The sequence below is a fragment of the Companilactobacillus bobalius genome (assembly GCF_002179915.1).
Taxonomy (GTDB): Bacteria; Bacillota; Bacilli; order Lactobacillales; family Lactobacillaceae; genus Companilactobacillus; species Companilactobacillus bobalius.
In genome coordinates this window covers 211,862-229,417 of the sequence record NZ_MYFM01000003.1, presented here as the reverse complement: position 1 = coordinate 229,417, position 17,556 = coordinate 211,862, and the positions used below count along the sequence as shown (strand labels likewise).

The 17,556-nt window shown below is 34.4% G+C and carries 14 protein-coding genes; 1 reads left to right on the top strand and 13 read right to left on the bottom strand.

Annotated features, from left to right (window positions below; genetic code table 11):
- Positions 1-125 precede the first annotated feature (125 nt).
- From LKACC16343_RS06160 to LKACC16343_RS06145, 4 genes are all read right to left on the bottom strand, one after another.
- Entirely contained in the window at positions 126-464 is a 339-nt protein-coding gene (locus LKACC16343_RS06160) for a hypothetical protein (protein WP_056953872.1), read from the bottom strand.
- A 54-nt stretch (positions 465-518) separates the two neighbouring features.
- Entirely contained in the window at positions 519-1,265 is a 747-nt protein-coding gene (locus LKACC16343_RS06155) for a hypothetical protein (RefSeq protein WP_056953870.1), read from the bottom strand.
- A 110-nt stretch (positions 1,266-1,375) separates the two neighbouring features.
- On the bottom strand, positions 1,376-3,100 hold the full coding sequence (gene ptsP / locus LKACC16343_RS06150) for a phosphoenolpyruvate--protein phosphotransferase (RefSeq protein ID WP_056953869.1): 1,725 nt from the start codon (positions 3,098-3,100) through the stop codon (positions 1,376-1,378).
- Positions 3,100-3,366, bottom strand: coding sequence for a phosphocarrier protein HPr (locus LKACC16343_RS06145; RefSeq protein WP_056953866.1), 267 nt, complete (start codon positions 3,364-3,366; stop codon positions 3,100-3,102). Before LKACC16343_RS06145 ends, ptsP begins: the two co-directional genes overlap by 1 nt.
- Positions 3,367-3,692: 326 nt before the next feature.
- Between LKACC16343_RS06145 and LKACC16343_RS06140 the strand changes: the two genes are divergently transcribed.
- Positions 3,693-5,891, top strand: coding sequence for an ATP-dependent Clp protease ATP-binding subunit (locus LKACC16343_RS06140; protein WP_056953864.1), 2,199 nt, complete (start codon positions 3,693-3,695; stop codon positions 5,889-5,891).
- 239 nt (positions 5,892-6,130) lie between these two features.
- Here the strand turns inward: LKACC16343_RS06140 and LKACC16343_RS06135 are convergent, their stop codons facing one another.
- The 9 genes from LKACC16343_RS06135 to LKACC16343_RS06095 form a co-directional block, all read right to left on the bottom strand.
- Positions 6,131-6,694: a PepSY domain-containing protein gene (locus LKACC16343_RS06135; RefSeq protein WP_056953862.1), complete on the bottom strand. Its 564-nt coding sequence runs from the start codon at positions 6,692-6,694 to the stop codon at positions 6,131-6,133.
- A 124-nt stretch (positions 6,695-6,818) separates the two neighbouring features.
- Positions 6,819-8,192: a glycoside hydrolase family 1 protein gene (locus LKACC16343_RS06130; RefSeq protein ID WP_056953860.1), complete on the bottom strand. Its 1,374-nt coding sequence runs from the start codon at positions 8,190-8,192 to the stop codon at positions 6,819-6,821.
- Positions 8,193-8,203: 11 nt separating this feature from the next.
- Positions 8,204-9,676 carry a response regulator transcription factor gene (locus tag LKACC16343_RS06125; protein ID WP_056953858.1) on the bottom strand — a complete coding sequence of 491 codons (1,473 nt, stop codon included), beginning with the start codon at positions 9,674-9,676 and terminating at the stop codon, positions 8,204-8,206.
- A 3-nt stretch (positions 9,677-9,679) separates the two neighbouring features.
- Positions 9,680-11,380: a sensor histidine kinase gene (locus LKACC16343_RS06120; protein ID WP_056953855.1), complete on the bottom strand. Its 1,701-nt coding sequence runs from the start codon at positions 11,378-11,380 to the stop codon at positions 9,680-9,682.
- A gap of 15 nt (positions 11,381-11,395) precedes the next feature.
- On the bottom strand, positions 11,396-11,998 hold the full coding sequence (locus LKACC16343_RS06115) for a DUF624 domain-containing protein (protein WP_056953853.1): 603 nt from the start codon (positions 11,996-11,998) through the stop codon (positions 11,396-11,398).
- Positions 11,999-12,146: 148 nt separating this feature from the next.
- Entirely contained in the window at positions 12,147-13,601 is a 1,455-nt protein-coding gene (locus LKACC16343_RS06110; protein WP_056953852.1) for an ABC transporter substrate-binding protein, read from the bottom strand.
- 40 nt (positions 13,602-13,641) lie between these two features.
- Entirely contained in the window at positions 13,642-14,562 is a 921-nt protein-coding gene (locus LKACC16343_RS06105; RefSeq protein WP_056953850.1) for a carbohydrate ABC transporter permease, read from the bottom strand.
- 16 nt (positions 14,563-14,578) lie between these two features.
- Positions 14,579-15,553 carry an ABC transporter permease gene (locus LKACC16343_RS06100; RefSeq protein WP_056953848.1) on the bottom strand — a complete coding sequence of 325 codons (975 nt, stop codon included), beginning with the start codon at positions 15,551-15,553 and terminating at the stop codon, positions 14,579-14,581.
- Positions 15,554-15,747: 194 nt separating this feature from the next.
- Positions 15,748-17,520 carry a beta-N-acetylglucosaminidase domain-containing protein gene (locus LKACC16343_RS06095; protein WP_056953846.1) on the bottom strand — a complete coding sequence of 591 codons (1,773 nt, stop codon included), beginning with the start codon at positions 17,518-17,520 and terminating at the stop codon, positions 15,748-15,750.
- Between the last annotated feature and the right edge of the window lie 36 nt (positions 17,521-17,556).

Below are 17,556 nucleotides of genomic sequence, written 5' to 3'. Positions count from 1 at the left end.
TTATAGTTTCTCAATCAAATTATCGCAATTAAAAAACAAAAAAATAACAAAACCAAATTTTGATTTTGTTATAGTCTTTATTCTTCTGATATTTCAATACTCTTCTTATTTAACAAATAATAAAATCATTTTTTAAGAACTTCGCCATATCTAAACTGAGTCCCAACAAAGTACGTAATGGCTGACATAAAAACAGCCATTAATGCAAAAACGATCAGTGATGTCCAATTGTAATATCCACCGGTTATTAACATGAAAACGAAATAAACTACGATATCTATTCCATAAACAGCCCGCCTACTCAAATCAGTTAGAACTTGAATCAAGGCTAAGAGGAAGATCAACAAGACTTCCCAGGGAAAATTAGTTAAAATTCCCCGATGATGGATAAGGTTATTAATACCGACGAAAACGATCCAGAATCCAATGAAAATCAAAAAATTTCTAATAACTTTATTTTTCATTAACTACCCCCAATAAAATTAAGCTCTTATTAGCGTAACATATTTAATGAATTCCTACTGCTGATTAAATTTATCAGTTAATTTATAGATATTTTTAAATTCATGTTTAGCCGCACTATTATTAAAGGCCGGATTATTAATTTGGTATTTTCCATTAGTTTTCACCCAGAAAGTAGTTTCTGGATTATTAATTGTATAAAAATTGTTTTTCGTTAAGCCAAATTTCCCATACATTTCTTCTTGTCGTTTATTGTCAGGATGATAATTACCAATTCCCATAATTAAATGACTGCCAATTTTAGGCATTGGAAAAGTGGCACTAGAATAATAAATTGTTTCTTGACTATTTTTTATTCCATAATCTTCATACAAATACTTTCCTTTGGTTAATCCCCCGGCAAAAACTGTTTTAATTGTCTTACCTTGAAGTTTTCTGTCACCACTGATGACTTTACTTACATAAACAATTGCTTCAGTCTCAGGAGCTATTGGACGATCTATCATACTTTTCAGATCAATTAGTTGTCCCTCTATTAAGTACTGATTTCCATTTTCTAAATTTTTCAATGAAGTACTTTCATCATTATACCCATTGGGAATTTTAATAAAGGCATTTTCGAATTCATTTTGATCTAGCACTTTAATGTTTTCTAGTTTCTTATTCCAATTTTTTTGATTAGCTTTTATCGTTTTATTACGCTGTTCTGTTTTAATTTGTTGTTCATGTGTTGATGGTTTATTTTGACACCCCGTTAACACAAGTAAGCTCAAAATTATTACAGTTAAAACCTTTAACTTCATTCTTTAAGACATCCATTTCTTCGATTATTAAAAAGTGTATCATGATGTCTCTTTTATTGCTCAAATTAAACAAAAAAAGAGCCCGCTTAGCGGACTCCAATAATTAATTTCTACTTATTTAAGTATTCTTCAACAAGCTTCTTGTTATCTTCGTTAGTGATTGATTCGTTAACAGCACGATCAGCTAATGTAGCAAGATCCTTTGTGCTCAACTTCTTCATCAAACTTCTTACACGAAGTACTGATGTAGCACTCATTGAGTACTCGTCAAGACCCATGCTCAATAGCAATGGAAGCATTGTGTTGTCACCAGCAGCTTCACCACACATACCAGCCCACTTGCCTTCTTTATGAGCTGATTCAATAACGTGCTTGATCAATCTCAAAATTGAAGGATTGTATGGTTGATATAGGTATGAAACATGTTCGTTACCACGATCAGCAGCCATTGTGTATTGAATCAAGTCGTTTGTTCCAATACTGAAGAAGTCAACTTCCTTAGCAAATTGATCTGCCAAAACAGCAGCAGCAGGAACTTCCATCATCATTCCTAATTGAATGTCATCAGAAACTTCTACACCATCTTTAACTAAGTTAGCCTTTTCTTCTTCAAAGACCTTCTTGGCATCTCTGAACTCTTGCAATGTACCGATCATTGGGAACATGATACGCAAGTTACCAAAGGCAGATGCACGAAGCAAAGCTCTTAGTTGAGTTCTAAAGATTTCTTGTCTATCCAAACTGATACGGATAGCACGGTAGCCTAGGAATGGGTTCATTTCTTCAGGAAGTGGTAAGTATGGCAAATGCTTGTCACCACCGATATCCATAGTACGGACAACGACTGGCTTACCTTTCATTCCTTCAAGAACCTTCTTATAAGCCTTGAATTGATCTTCTTCCGTTGGAAGACTATCTGATTGCATGTATAGGAATTCTGTACGATACAAACCAATACCCTCAGCACCGTTTTCAACAACGCCTTCTAGATCATCGGGTGTACCGATATTAGCAGCAATATCAAAGTGTTTGCCATCAGCCGTAACTGAAGCTTCATCCTTTAATTTTTCCCATTCTGCTTTTTCTTCAGCAAAGTCCTTAGCTTTTTGTTGATACTTCTTGATATCATCATCAGAAGGATCAATGATAGCAGCACCGCTTAAACCATCAACGATAACTGTATCTCCGGCCTTAACATCAGTAGTGATTGTGTCAGTACCAACAACAGCTGGCAATTCAAGTGAACGTGCCATAATAGCTGAATGGGCTGTACGACCACCAATATCAGTAACAAAGCCTTTTACATACTTTTTGTTTAATTGAGCTGTATCACTAGGTGTCAAATCATGAGCAACAATGACAACTTGATGGTCAATCAATGCTGGATTTGGTAATTCAACTCCTAATAAATGAGCCATAACACGTTTTGTAACGTCACGGACATCGGCTGCTCTTTCTTGCATGTATGGATTATCTGTCATACCCTCAAAAATTGAAATGAAGTTTTCTGAGACATCATGCAATGCTTGTTCAGCATTAACACTCTTATCTGAAACTTCTTTTTCAACTGCGCCTGTAAATTCTGGATCAGCCAAAATCATCTTGTGAGCATCAAAAACTTGAGCTTCTTCTTCACCTAGAGATTCCTTAGCGGTATCTCTGATTTTTGTAAGCTCATCATCTGATGTTGAAATAGCATCCTTAAGACGACTGATTTCTGCATCAGCATCTGAAATACTTTTCTTAGTGAAAGACAAATCTGGTTGAACTAAAAGGTATGCTTCTGCAGTAGCGATACCATCACTAGCTGCAATTCCCTTAATAGTTTTAACCATTATTCTGCCAATCCTTCCTTTGTCATTGTTTCTGTAATAGCAGCAACTGCATCAGCAGCATCGTCACCATCAGCAGTAATTGTAACGTCAGCACCTTGGCCAACACCAAGTGACATAACACCCATGATTGACTTCAAGTTAACTGATTTGCCTGAGAATTCAATATTGATATCTGAACTAAATTTACTTGCTGCTTGTACTAGCATTGTAGCTGGACGTGCGTGGATACCTGTTTCTGCAATAATGTGAAATTCTTTCTTTTCCATAATTAATACCTCACCATATAATATAAAATTCTGTAGTTACACTACAAATATTCACTAATTAATTTACCATTATCTCTTATTTTTCACAAGGGCTTTGCTTAAAAAATAGCAAGATAAGTCAGGTGTGATAAGCCGTTTAACGCTTACAACCCCTGACGCTGAAAGCGTTTATATTATTAAACTTTTTCAATTAAATTTGAAAAAAATATTTTTTTCTTCTACTAAAAAGATTATTTTCTAAAAATTCAAGACTTAGCACTTGCATTAGTCGAGTGCTAATTATATACTACCGTTGTATCCTGTTCAAAAGGAAAGGTGGGGTGCGTATGCTTTGTCAGAATTGTCATAAAAATGAAGCGACAATTCATTTATATACAAGTGTTAACGGTCAACGAACAGAAATCAATCTCTGTCAGGACTGTTATCAGAAATTAAGAAATCAAGCTAACGAAGGTATGAATAATATGGCACAAAATCCATCTGGTGGATTTTCTAGTTTCGAAGACTTGTTTAACGCACTAAATGGTGCTCAACAACCTAATGCTTTCGAGCAACAAGGTCCTCAAACTCAAACTGGTGGCGGCAATGGAAATGGTCGCAGACCTAGAGGTAATGGAGTCTTAGATCAATATGGTGTCGATTTAACTGATCTTGCTAAAAAAGGTCAAATCGATCCCATTATCGGTCGTGACAAGGAAATAAACCGTGTAATTGAAATCTTAAATAGAAGAACTAAGAACAACCCTGTTCTAATTGGTGAAGCAGGTGTAGGTAAAACCGCTGTTGTCGAAGGTCTTGCACAAAAGATTGTTGATGGCGATGTACCTGAAAAGTTACAAAATAAACATGTTGTACGTTTGGATGTAGTTTCATTAGTCCAAGGTACTGGTGTTCGTGGTCAATTTGAACAAAGAATGCAACAACTAATCAATGAATTACAAAAGAATAAGGAAATCATTTTATTCATCGATGAAATTCATGAAATTGTTGGTGCTGGTAACGCTGAAGGTGGTATGGATGCAGGTAACGTTTTGAAACCTGCCCTAGCCCGTGGTGATCTGCAATTAGTCGGTGCTACTACTTTAAATGAGTATCGTACAATTGAAAAAGATTCCGCTCTTGAACGTCGTCTCCAACCTGTTCAAGTAAATGAACCAAGTGTTGATGAAACCATTCAAATTTTGAAGGGTATTCAACCAAAATATGAGGATTATCATCATGTTAAATTCTCAAGCAAAGCTATCCAATCGGCTGCTGAATTATCAGCTCGTTATATCCAAGATCGTTTCTTGCCTGACAAAGCCATCGATTTGATTGATGAGGCCGGTTCTAAAAAGAATCTCCAAATCAATCATGTCGATATGGCTGACTTAGACAACAAGATCTCTGATGCTGAAGTCCAAAAACAAGCTGCCCTTCGTAATGAAGATTACGAAAAAGCTGCTTATTATCGTGACCAAGTTACAAAGTTCCAAGAAATGAAAGATGGAGCTAAGAACGAACCAGCCGATAATAATACTGTTACTGAAAAAGATATTCAAAAAGTTGTCGAAGAAAAAACTAATATTCCTGTTGGGGAACTTCAATCTAATGAACAAGCCCAATTGAAGAATTTGGAACCTGATTTGAAGTCACATATCATTGGTCAAGATAAGGCTGTTGGTGATGTAGCTAAAGCTATTCGTCGTAACAGAGTTGGTTTTAACAAATCTGGACGTCCAATTGGTTCCTTCCTATTCGTTGGTCCTACCGGTGTTGGTAAGACTGAACTTGCTAAGCAATTGGCTCGTGAACTATTCGGTTCTGAGGATTCAATGATCAGATTCGATATGTCTGAATATATGGAAAAACATTCAATTTCTAAGTTAATTGGTTCGCCTCCAGGGTATGTTGGTTACGAAGAAGCTGGTCAATTAACTGAAAAAGTTCGTCGTAATCCATACAGTTTGGTTCTACTTGATGAAATTGAAAAAGCCCATCCCGATGTTATGCATATGTTTTTGCAAATCCTCGATGATGGACGTCTAACAGATTCACAAGGCAGAACAGTCAGTTTCAAGGATACTATTATTATCATGACTTCTAATGCTGGTCAAGGCTTACAAGAAGCTAATGTTGGTTTTGGTGCCGAAGCAACTGGAACAACTAATTCAGTTATGAGTAGACTATCAGAATTCTTCAAGCCAGAATTTCTTAACAGATTTGATGGCATCGTTGAATTCAACTCATTAACTAAAGACAATCTACTTAAGATTGTTGATTTGATGCTTGATGATACCAACAAGATGATTGCTGACCAAGGTCTAACTATCCATGTAACAAAGGATGCTAAAGATAAATTAGTAGACTTAGGTTACAATCCTAAGATGGGTGCTCGTCCACTTCGTCGTGTCATTGAAGAACAAATTGAAGACAAAGTTGCCGACTACTTCCTTGATCATTCAAAGGACAAGGATTTACAAGCAAGCATTGTCAAAGGTGAAATTAAAATTTCTAAGTATAGTGCACCTGATACCGAAGAATAATAGTGGTGCTTTCTAAATACAGATCCCAACAGGATCTGTATTTTTTTATACACTCTTAATGGCTATGCCATTTAGAGTGTATTATGAATGAGACCCATTCGTTCCTTTACTTGGCTATGCCATTTAGAGTGCATTATGAATGAGACTTGTTCCTTTTACTTGGCTATGCCATCTAAAGTACATAATAAATTACGTAAATAAGGTCACCAATTCACATAAGAATTGATGACCTTATTTTTTTAATCATTTTCAACTTTTAAAACTTTACCACTCTGGGCATTGATTTTGACTTCTTTTTCTTGAGATCCATTTTTAACTTTAACTTCCCAATAAGTAGTCCCTAAATCTTTCTCCAAATTAAATTCAGTACTATCACCCTTAGCCGCGTTTTCAGCAATAGATGCAGCCCTCTTAACACTAATTAACTTATTCAAATCCAGACTCTCATTTTTACGAGTAGTTTCGTTCTGATCTTCTTCATCTAATTCTTCTTCAGAATTTTGAATTATTTTTTTATTTTTAGCATTAATTGTAACCTGGTATTCCCTCAGTTCATCAATTCCCTCTACTTTATAAACGGGACCTCTAAATGACTTTTCCAATTCCAGAGAAGTGATATCCGTCTTAGGATATTTCTTTTGATAAACTTTTATAGCATCGTTAGCACTGACTTTAATGGTATTTTTCAGTACCTTCTCAGATTTAGTTTTATTTGATGCACTACTAGTATCATTTGTGGAACAACCTACAAGTAAAACAAACATGAATATGGCGACAGTAATTGTTAAAAAACGTTTCTTCATTATCGTATCCTCACTTTTTGATTACTTTGTAAGTTAAGTATACTGAACTCTTTTCCCCGAGGACAACAAAAAGGAACAAAAAATTTTTTATAATTTTGTTTCTTTTCCTATCTATTAATACATTTTAAAAACCATTTTGTCCCGTCATTTGTTTGAACCATAAACCACTCTTTTTAACAGTTCTCTTAAAATCATTGTCCAAATCAACGCTGTAGAAACCATAGCGATTTCGGTAACCATTTAGCCATGACCAACAATCAACAAAGGTCCACATATGGTAACCAAAACAATTACTGCCTGCTTCCATCCCTTTATGCAATTGTTCCAAATGCTCTTTAATAAAATCAATCCGATAATTATCCTCAATCATACCCTGATTATTCTTAAATCTAGCTTCGTCGGCGACACCCATACCATTCTCACTAACATACCAAGGTATATTCTTATACTGATCACGCATCATGATGGCAATATCGTAAAGCGCTTGTGGATAAATTTCCCAACCACGATACGGATTTATTTTTTTATCGGGCCAATCATATGGTACATATAAATCATCTGGCATTTTGGCTGGATAATTTGGATTAACTGGCGCCTGAACTCGAGTCGGTTGATAATAATTAATACCAATAAAATCAACTGTGTTTTCATGAATTAATTTTTTATCACCAGATTCAACAACTGGTAACAATTGATTGTCTTTTAATAAAGTAACCAAATCGTCAGGAATCATTCCTAAAACTGCTGGATCTAAAAAGCTTCGAGTATTCAATAAGTCAGAATTCTTTTTAGCCTGCAAATCCTCAGGATTATCACTACGACTATAAGCTGGTAAAACATTCAAAATAATTCCAATCTTACCCTTAACCTGACTCTTTCTAAATTCTTGCACAGCCAAAACATGTGCCATCAACGTATGGTATCCCACCTGAATTGCTTTTTTCATATCAACTATGGCTGGATAATGAAAGCCTAATAAATATCCACACTCAATGTGAACAATTGGTTCATTGAAGGTCGTCCATTTATGAATCAAATCACCAAATTGTTCAAAAGCAATTTTGGCGTAATAAGCAAAGTCTGTGACTGATTCACGATTCTCCCAACCGCCTTTTTCCATTAACCACCAAGGCATATCAAAGTGAAATAAATTAATAATTGGCTCAATACCATGATTCAACATATCTTGAAAATAACTTCGATAAAATGTTACTGCTTCAGTATTCAACGTCTTACCATCTGGCAAGAGTCTGGCCCAAGAAATTGAAGTCCGATATGAATTCATTCCAATCTTTTTCATATTCTCAACATCTTCGGGATACATCTCATAAGTATTAGAAGTATCCTTAGGTCCCTGGTCTTGATTAAACTTTTCAGGATTCATTTCAAACCATTTATCCCATGTAGTTGCGGATTTACCATTTAGTAAACTGTGGCCTTCTGTTTGTGGTGCTGAAGCTGCCGCTCCCCACAAAAAATCATCTGGAAATTTTATCATCCTAATTTCTCCTAAACATATTTTTTTCGATACTCTTTTGGTGAAATTCCACAAATTGCTTTGAAATTGCGATAGAAGTAAGCCGTTGTAGTATAACCGACCCCTTCCGATATATCTGCAATACTTTGTTCCGTTCCTTTTAAAAGTGATTGAGCGCGTTTTATTCGATAATCATTCAAATACCTAGAGAAACTAATTTTTGTTTCTTTTTTAAATAGCTGTCCCAAATAATCAGAATTCAAATGAAGATAATCTGATACGTATCGCAAGTTCAAATCTTCCTGATAATTCCTTTTTACCAGACCCATGACTTGGCGAACATTTTCCGAATAATCACGTGATTCCTGCTTATTATCTGACAAATAGTTGGTGATTTCTTTCAGTAGCCTAACGATATCTTTCAAATTTTCAGAATTGTTGATTCTTGTTACATAATCTTGATAAGTCCTTTCATCAAAACCAACTTGAACATTAACTTCTGAATAGATCAGAAAAGCTATTTGGCGAACATAGGAAGGACTTACTCCCTGAGTAGATAATTCATTAAAAATATTAGAGAGTTCCTCTTTTAATTTTCCATGATCTCCTAAGGCAATTGCCTGTTTCACTTTAACTAAAGATAATTTAGGCAAAGTAGCCTGTTCAAGCCAATCAACACGTAATTTATTGTTGCTAAACTTATTACTTTTTTCATAAAACTTATAAATAACCGATAACCTGACCGCCTGCTCATAACTTTGATTCACATCAGACAAATCATAAACTGTTTCACCAACAGTTATAAAAGACTTTCCTGCAATTATCTGACGATCTTCCAATTCCCGTATGAATTTTAACAACTTACCACGACCACCAATAAATCCAATGTCAACAATACAGTTTTGACTGAACTTAAGACTCTGTCCATATTCTTCACATAGTTGATTGACTTTTTCTTTATCATTAACACGATTACAAGCAATAACCGTGATACCTTTGGCAATCTCAGTTGGACTGAGCCGTAGTTGTTGAATCAAATCCGTTACTTGATCTGAATCAAAATCATTTTCAAATAATTCTTTTACTTGTAAATTCAATGATGCTTTTGATGCTTGTTTCAATTCATTCTCAGATTCTAATTTTTGCTTTACTTTTTTCAAAGCCTCAATTAATGCATCGGGATCGACAGGTTTCAAAATGTAATCAATAGCACCCAACTTTAAACCGGTCCTAACATAATCAAATTCTTGATACCCCGATAGAATCATGAATTCAAATTTATGATCCCTTTCTTTAGCTATCTTTACAAAATCCAAGCCACTAATTTTGGGCATATTAACATCCGTTATAATCAAATCAACTTCATTAGTTTCTAAATATTCTAATGCTTGTCTGGAATTTCGAGCCGATTTGACTACTTGGAATCCATATTCATTCCAATCAATTATTTTTTCCAATCCTTTTAAAATCATATATTCATCGTCAATAACCATAACTGAGTACATATATTATTCCCCCAAAAAGATTTGCATTTTAACAGTTACACCTTTAAATTGATTATTCATGATAAACATCTTGAAATTACTTCCGAATGCCCCTGTCATTCGGGCCTTTACGTTCATTAAACCAATTGAACGATCTCCACTGATAGGCTTAACCTCTTGTGAAGCCAGCTTATCATTGATGGATTTTAATTGCTCCCCTGTCAAAGGAGTTCCGTTATCAGCCACCGATATTTCGACTTGTTCACCAACCTTATCAGCTCGAATATGTACGGCATTATCAAATCGTTCCAAATCTATTCCGTGTTTGAAGTAATTCTCAATTAATGGTTGAATAATAAATTTTGGAACCTTCATGATCTTTAGCTTTTCATCTAAATTAAGTTGATATCCAATTTGATCTGGAAAACGCATTTGATATAAATAGATGTATTTCTCAGCAAATTCGAACTCTTTAGCCAAGGTCACCGTTGACTCCTGGCTAATATTATTTCTTAAAAGGCTGGCAAAACTGAATACTACATTGGCTAATTCTTTTTCACCTTCATTCAGTGCATACATACGGATGTATTCCAAGGTGTTATACAAGAAATGTGGGTTAATTTGTGATTGCAGAGCCTTCATATTGGCGTCCTTTTGCTCCAGTTGCAATTGATATATTTGCAAAACATACTGATCAATAGCATTTAACATATCATTAATTCCTGTTGCTAAAGTATTTAACTCTCCTTCCTGTTCAGGAACTGGCACTCTAGTCTTCAAATCACCATTGGAAATAGCATCTAGAGCGTCCGTCATTGATTTCAAATGAATCGTATAGTTGTGGAAAATATATCTTAAACTCCACCATAGAAAAGCATCAATTAAAATGGCTCCCATCAAAAATAACAGAATATTAAAGGCAATTTTTTGATAAACAATTATTTTAGGTACTACTGAAATAATTAAGTCACCATTGCCATTTTTTTGACTCTTTACAAAATATTTCTTTTCTAAAACATTCAATAAAATATTATTTTGATTAGGATCTTGTGTCAAAGTTCTAAGTGCATCTTTTGATAGTTCAGAATTATAGGTATATCTGATTCTACCTACATCCGAAATAACAAAAACCTGCATATCTTGACTATTTGGTGAGTAATTCAATGAATTATCCAATACCTTAGAAGAATAATTAATGATTATTGATCCAAAGGATTGAAAAGTAGCGTCATTTATCAGAGGGATACCGTAATATAAACCTTTAGAAACCAATTTTTTTGAATCAATTCTCTTTCCACCAGGATTTCTCAATGTAACCTCAATTGCCTTATTCTCCTGATTCAAATTCAATGTAATTCTATTTGAATCATTATTCTGCATGAATTCCGACAATTGATTAGGCAAATAATAGAAATCGTCCTTATTAGAATGCTGTTGACTGTACGTCAAGTAATCAGCCGAATCTAATTGAAAAAATTTTTGTAAATTCTTCACTTTGGATGGCGTCTGAATAAGATTTCTCGCTAATTGATTAGCTTCTGCTTGTTCAACTCCAACTATATAAGATGTCCGATTTACACCCGATTCAATTGTTTGATTAGTATCTTGAAAAATATCTCTAATCTTAAAAATAGACATTATAACCGCAAATAAGGTAATGGTGATCACCATTACCTTAATGTAAAACGTCATTAATCTTTGTAAATTATAGCGATTGCTTAGCATTATGCATGACCCCAATTAATTCAATTCTTCAACGTGGCTCTGCCAATTTTTACCCACAAATTGAGTATAAACTACCGTTAAACTAAAAGTTGCAAATAAAATCAGCCCCGAGAATTTATAAGTCACGCCTATAATTACTGCTATTCCAAGAATCTCTTTCATGTTATCAAAGAAATTATAAAAGAAATGTGCACAAGCTAGTTTAAAACTATTAATAAGATTGATCTCAAAACTGACCTTAATATTGAGTACATAAGCATAGATACAAATCGTTGCTAACAAAACAATTGCGATTATAAAGTCGGTCACAATGAAAGTCAGACCGTGTAATTGAACTGAAAGAAACAGACTATAACCCAAAAGAAAAATCACAATTGCAAAACCATAGAATAACTTATTACCCTCAGTAAAGTTTTCTTTAAATAATTTCCACGCTATTCTCCAAGACATCTGGCCGTAGTGAAAATCATAATCGTAATATAATTCATTAATTACTAAGAGTGCTGGCCCTACTCCTAAAACTAATCCGCCACACAAGCTTAGCCCCCAGAAAAACAAATTCAATTTAATAATCGTATATGCTTTGATAAATATTTGTTGTACTGCACGGGAAATCATATCTCTACCTCTTTCTTTGTAAGAATTGATTAACCCTAGTACTCAAAAGCAGGGTCAAAAAATTGAAATTAGCGCAAAAGGAGGTCAGAGTTTACCTCTTCCTCCCTTATACTGTGGATAAATTGTAAAGGATAATTAAATCAACTTGTTAATTATTATTGTTCTTCAAGAATTCATCGTATTGTTTTTGCATTTCCTTTTGTACCTTGTCATATCCAGCTTTCTTAAGTTCCTTGTTCATCTTAGGAATTGTTGTATCTGGATCTGATGTACCTGTTTGCAAACCGGCAAGATACTTGTTCATAACATTAGAAATATTAGTCATTTCAGTCTTAACATTCTTTGTATTGAATTGGAAACCAAGAATAGGTGAATCAATTGATTTAGCAATGTTATCCTTACGTTCTTGAATCATTTGATCAGTAACGTCTGTTGTAGGTGTAATCTTGTTATTATCACCTGTTTGCCATGGTGCTGAATGGTAGTTTTCTTTGTAACCTTTAAGTAATTTGACACGTTTGTCATTATCAGCATACTTCCATGCCTTACCTTTTTCACCATAAACCAAACCATTCAATAGTTCTGGATCACTGTTGATTACGCCAAGAACTTTAACGGCCTTAACTTTGTTCTTTGAGTTATTACTTACGACATAGTTGTACATTCCAGCTTGAGCAGTAGTCTTAACAGCAGGACTCATTGGACGTGAAACAATTTCTTGACCAGCAGTTTGTGATAGTTGATGATCACCGTAATCGAAAGGTCCTTGTGTTTCTTGGCGTGCAAACCATGTATCACCACTCAATGGACGATCAGTATTATCTGTAGCTGCATCTCTTTGAATGTAACCTTTCTTATAATAATCATGCATTGTTCTTAATGTTTCTTTGTATTTAGCGTCATTGTAAGGATTGATGATCTTCTTACCCTTATTTACAGCATCAACTGCAAATGGATAATCTTGATCAATAACAAAGTCTAGATCCGAACCGATACGGAAACTAGGGCCTGTGGCAAATGTCAAAACCTTCTTATCTGCTGAATGGAATTTAGCAAATGTATCTTCCAAATCTTTATATGAATTTATCTTGCTAACATCGATATTATATTTATCCAAGTATTTCTTATTAAAGGAAACAACTTGTTGTGCATAGACGTTACCATTGATAGGCATCGTGTAAAGTTTTCCATCAACCTTATTCCCTTTAATATATGCTGAATCTAAATCCTTATATGCTGCTGGAGCATATTTAGGAAGCATCTTAGTTAAATCTGCATAAGCACCTTTTTGAGCATTAACTGCATAGTTATCAGCCTTGGCGATATCATATTTTTCACCTGATGAAACAATAACTGACATCTTTTGTGTATAATCACCCCAACCAATATACTGAATCTTGATCTTAGCTTTAGCCTTCTTTTCAAGAATCTTATTAGTTTTAGCAATCAAAGTATCGTAATTCTTTGGTTTATCACCAATTTGGTACATTAATAATGTTGGAACATCACTATTGCTTGCCGATTTTGATCCACAAGCTGTTAATCCAACGGCTGTTACAGCTAATAAAGCTGCACCGATTGAACGTTTAACCCACTTTTTCATAAATGGAACCCCCTATAATAAAATGATAATTCCTGGATTTTTATTCCTTTACACCACCGATAGTTAAACCACGTACAAAATACTTTTGGAAGAATGGATAGCTACATGCAATTGGTAATGTTGCAATGACAACCATGGCCATTCTCGTTGCTTCTTTGGGAATTGCCATCAAACTGCCACCAAATTGTGTACCAGCTGAAGCATTCTGTGATAGCATTTCAATATTAGATTGAATCTTCATTAATAAGTATTGCAATGGAACTAGATTATCACTTTGGATATATAGTAAAGCGTTGAACCAATCATTCCAGTAACCTAAAGCAGCAAACAAACTAATTGTTGCAATCCCGGGAACAGCTAATGGAATAACAATTTGTGTAAAGATTCTCATTTCACTAGCACCATCGATACGGGCCGATTCAATAATTGATTCAGAAACCTGACGTTTGAAGAACGTTCTCATGACAATGATATTGAAAGGGCTTACAGCCATAGGCAAAATTAAAGCCCATAAAGTGTCCTTCAAATGTAACATGTTAGTTACAACAATATAGTTAGCAACCATACCAGGTGAAAATAGCATTGTTACCAAACAGAAAACTGTAAAAAATCTTCTATATTTGAAACTGCTTCTGGAAATGGCATAAGCATAAGTTGAAGTAAAAGTTGAATTAATTACAGTACCAACAACCGTTACCAAGACTGAAATCCATAATGATCTTAAGAGTTCTCCTCCCATTGTTGCTAAATACTTATAACCGGCGAAACTCCAAACTTTGGGCCAAAGACGATAACCGTAAGTGGCTAGAGCATTTTCATCGGTCAAAGAAATAACGATGACGAAGAATAATGGCAGTAAGCAAGATAGTGCAAAGATCCCTACTATTATATTGAAGAACAAGTCCGTTCCTCTATTAAAGGAGTGAACCGTGACACTATCAATTTTTTTCTTCTTTTTCAAAGTTCAATTCTCCTCTCTAGAATAGTGCTGAATCACTGTCTAATCTTCTTACAATCGCATTTGTGATTAGAAGTAAGATACAACCAACAACTGATTGATAAAGACTGGCAGCACTTGACATACCAATATCACCAGTTGAAGTTAAACCATTGTAAATATATGTATCTAGAACTGATGTTACGTTATATAGAGCACCAGAATTTTGTGGCACTGTGTAGAACAATCCGAAATCTGCACGGAAAATATTACCAACGGCTAAAATTGACATCAAAGTCATCAATGGTACTAATTGTGGAATAGTAATATTTTTGATCTGTTGCCATTTGTTAGCACCATCAACAGTTGCAGCTTCGTAATACGTTGGGTCAATTCCCATTACAGTGGCGAAGTACAAGATACTGTTATATCCGATTCCCTTCCAAGTACCTATAAATAGCAAGATAAATGGCCAATACTTTGGCTCCGCATACCAGTTGATATTAGTATGCAACATTGTATTAAGAAGTCCTTTATCAGGATTTAAGAATGCCATTACGAAATATCCAATGATAACCCATGATAGAAAATAAGGTAAAAGCATTGATGTTTGATAAACTTTAACTAATCTCTTATGACGTAATTCGCTCATAACAACTGCAAAGAAAACAGAGATAATTAAGTTCAATGTGATAAACCCTAAGTTATATAGAAGTGTGTTCTTGGTAATCAACCAAGCGGCATCTGAAGTAAATAGGAATTTAAAATTTTGAAATCCGACCCATTTACTTTGTGCCAAACTGGCTAAAAATCCATCGGGTGAAAACTGAAATTCCTTAAAGGCTACGACGTTAGCAAATACAGGAATATAGAAGAAGAAGATCATCCAAATGGCACCTGGTAAAGCAAATAGAAGGAATGGACCATTGTGAACAATGTTATACCAAAAGCCCTCTTTTTTCTTAGCAGCAGCAGCGATTGCTTCAGGACTTTGAGCCACATTATTTTCTTCCATCATTTTCCTCCTCCCTTACATATATTATTTAATCAACTTACAAGAAGAATTATAGCGCTTACATTATTACTCAAATAAGTAACAAACTAGAGATTTTATATACAAATTCTAGTTTTTGTACAAAAAAGGTCTTCAAATGATATAACATTTGAAGACCTTTATCATACTAACTACATAAGAGCATTATTTTAAAATCATTTCATTACTGTTAACATTTCTTTTAAGAACGGTGCGATACTCTGTGATCCAAATTCAGCTCGCTTGATCTCCTGCAAATAATCAAAAGTATGAGTCTGGGATTCTTGATAAGTTTCTTTGGCGTTATTTAAAAATTCTTTTTTTCCCGTACTTAAATAGTCACAAATGAATTCTAGTGATTGCATCTGATCAATAGCATTATCCAGCCATGGCAACATCTCATCACGCAAATTCTTTTGACCATTAACTTTAAAATACAGTGCGTCTTGCTTGATCCTCGTAAATTCATGTTTCAAATTATCAATTTCTTTTTGAGACGTTGTCTTCTCGTCTATTTCTTCAATAAACTGAGATAATTTCGTACCTAAATTAGGTGATTCCAAATTAAGTTCAGGCATGGCCTCATTGAATTGCATATGTTGTGCTAAATTCTCCAAGGCTTTGGAACCCATAGATGATTTGAAAGTCTGATTTTCTACATAATTAAAGGCATTATGTTCAACTTGACGTTCAGTTTCATTATCAGTCCAAATATTCCAGGAATAGGCTGCATTGATAAAAATTGCTGGTTTAGAGGATTCTGACTGCATCATTGGATTCAACATAATTCCATATATCTTCTTGCTGTCAGCTTGAGCCTGTAAATAATGCTTAGCTCCACTCATAATCAAATTATTCCTAGATCCATCATTTACCGGCCAATTGATCCACAATTGTACTGGACGATACTCTGCTCCTTTGGCCGTCAAATTATCTTTCAAAATATTCAAAAATTCATTTGAAACAACTCCAAAGGTTTTTCCACCAGTAACAACCATATGAATATTCTTAGGTAAATCAGCATTCAAATCGCGTAAATCATAATGTCCGTTATCCTTAGCTCCATCTGAATAATAGTAATACGGCACAAAAATCATATCTGTTATTAAATCAGGATAATTCTTTTTACGCTTCTTCAAAAAATTTGAGATATCCTTCATCAACTTAATATAGTCATCATCCCCATGCTTAGGCCAAGGTGCATCATCGGCCAAAATACCAAACTCTCTGACACCAACTAACATCAACTGATCAAATTTCTTCTCAATGATTCTTAAATCACTAATATAATTCCTATCAAAACGTATTGGATTATACATAAATGGATGAATCGTCCAAACAAATTTGGTCTTTGTCTCATTACCAACTCTAGCTAACTTTTTTATTTCATCTAATCGTTTTTGAGGATAGAGTTCACGCCATTTTTCATTGTGATAAGGATCATCTTTCGGTGCAAAAATATATTGAGTTAATTTAAAATTACTACCAAAGCGCATCAGATTGATTCGATCAGCATCTGACCAGGGGTTGCCATAATAACCTTCAATAAATCCTCGATTTTTTACATCCGCATAATCTCGAATTGCTAACTGTTGTACCTTAAGTCCTTGGGATTGTTTCAAAATCTGTCTTAAAGTTGCCAATCCATAGAAAACGGCATCAGTATTATCACCAAATAATTGAATTTTTGATTCAGTAATCATTAATCTATAGCCGTCATAGTGATGAGATGGATGTTTCGAGATTCGGACAATTATATTACTCATCTCAGCACTGATCTGAGTATTGGATTCAGATCCAATTTGAAATTCCCTGAGTATTCCCAATACCCTATCTTTAGTATATTGATCCAAATTTTGATCCATCATCAGATTAACTTTAGGCGACAGTGAAATAGTTCCTTCGTCATAAACTAAATCTTGTGGAATTGGAAACAATTTATACTTCATATTATTTCTCCCTCAAAAAAAGGTTGACCAAAACAT

Bases quoted from the DNA above. Each gene is read 5' to 3' on its own strand.
- LKACC16343_RS06140 (WP_056953864.1), top strand. From the start codon at position 3,693: ATGCTTTGTCAGAATTGTCATAAAAATGAAGCGACAATTCATTTATAT.
- LKACC16343_RS06115 (WP_056953853.1), bottom strand. From the start codon at position 11,998: ATGATTTCCCGTGCAGTACAACAAATATTTATCAAAGCATATACGATT.
- LKACC16343_RS06160 (WP_056953872.1), bottom strand. From the start codon at position 464: ATGAAAAATAAAGTTATTAGAAATTTTTTGATTTTCATTGGATTCTGG.
- LKACC16343_RS06135 (WP_056953862.1), bottom strand. From the start codon at position 6,694: ATGAAGAAACGTTTTTTAACAATTACTGTCGCCATATTCATGTTTGTT.
- LKACC16343_RS06155 (WP_056953870.1), bottom strand. From the start codon at position 1,265: ATGAAGTTAAAGGTTTTAACTGTAATAATTTTGAGCTTACTTGTGTTA.
- LKACC16343_RS06120 (WP_056953855.1), bottom strand. From the start codon at position 11,380: ATGCTAAGCAATCGCTATAATTTACAAAGATTAATGACGTTTTACATT.
- ptsP (WP_056953869.1), bottom strand. From the start codon at position 3,100: ATGGTTAAAACTATTAAGGGAATTGCAGCTAGTGATGGTATCGCTACT.
- LKACC16343_RS06130 (WP_056953860.1), bottom strand. From the start codon at position 8,192: ATGATAAAATTTCCAGATGATTTTTTGTGGGGAGCGGCAGCTTCAGCA.
- LKACC16343_RS06145 (WP_056953866.1), bottom strand. From the start codon at position 3,366: ATGGAAAAGAAAGAATTTCACATTATTGCAGAAACAGGTATCCACGCA.
- LKACC16343_RS06100 (WP_056953848.1), bottom strand. From the start codon at position 15,553: ATGGAAGAAAATAATGTGGCTCAAAGTCCTGAAGCAATCGCTGCTGCT.
- LKACC16343_RS06095 (WP_056953846.1), bottom strand. From the start codon at position 17,520: ATGAAGTATAAATTGTTTCCAATTCCACAAGATTTAGTTTATGACGAA.
- LKACC16343_RS06125 (WP_056953858.1), bottom strand. From the start codon at position 9,676: ATGTACTCAGTTATGGTTATTGACGATGAATATATGATTTTAAAAGGA.
- LKACC16343_RS06110 (WP_056953852.1), bottom strand. From the start codon at position 13,601: ATGAAAAAGTGGGTTAAACGTTCAATCGGTGCAGCTTTATTAGCTGTA.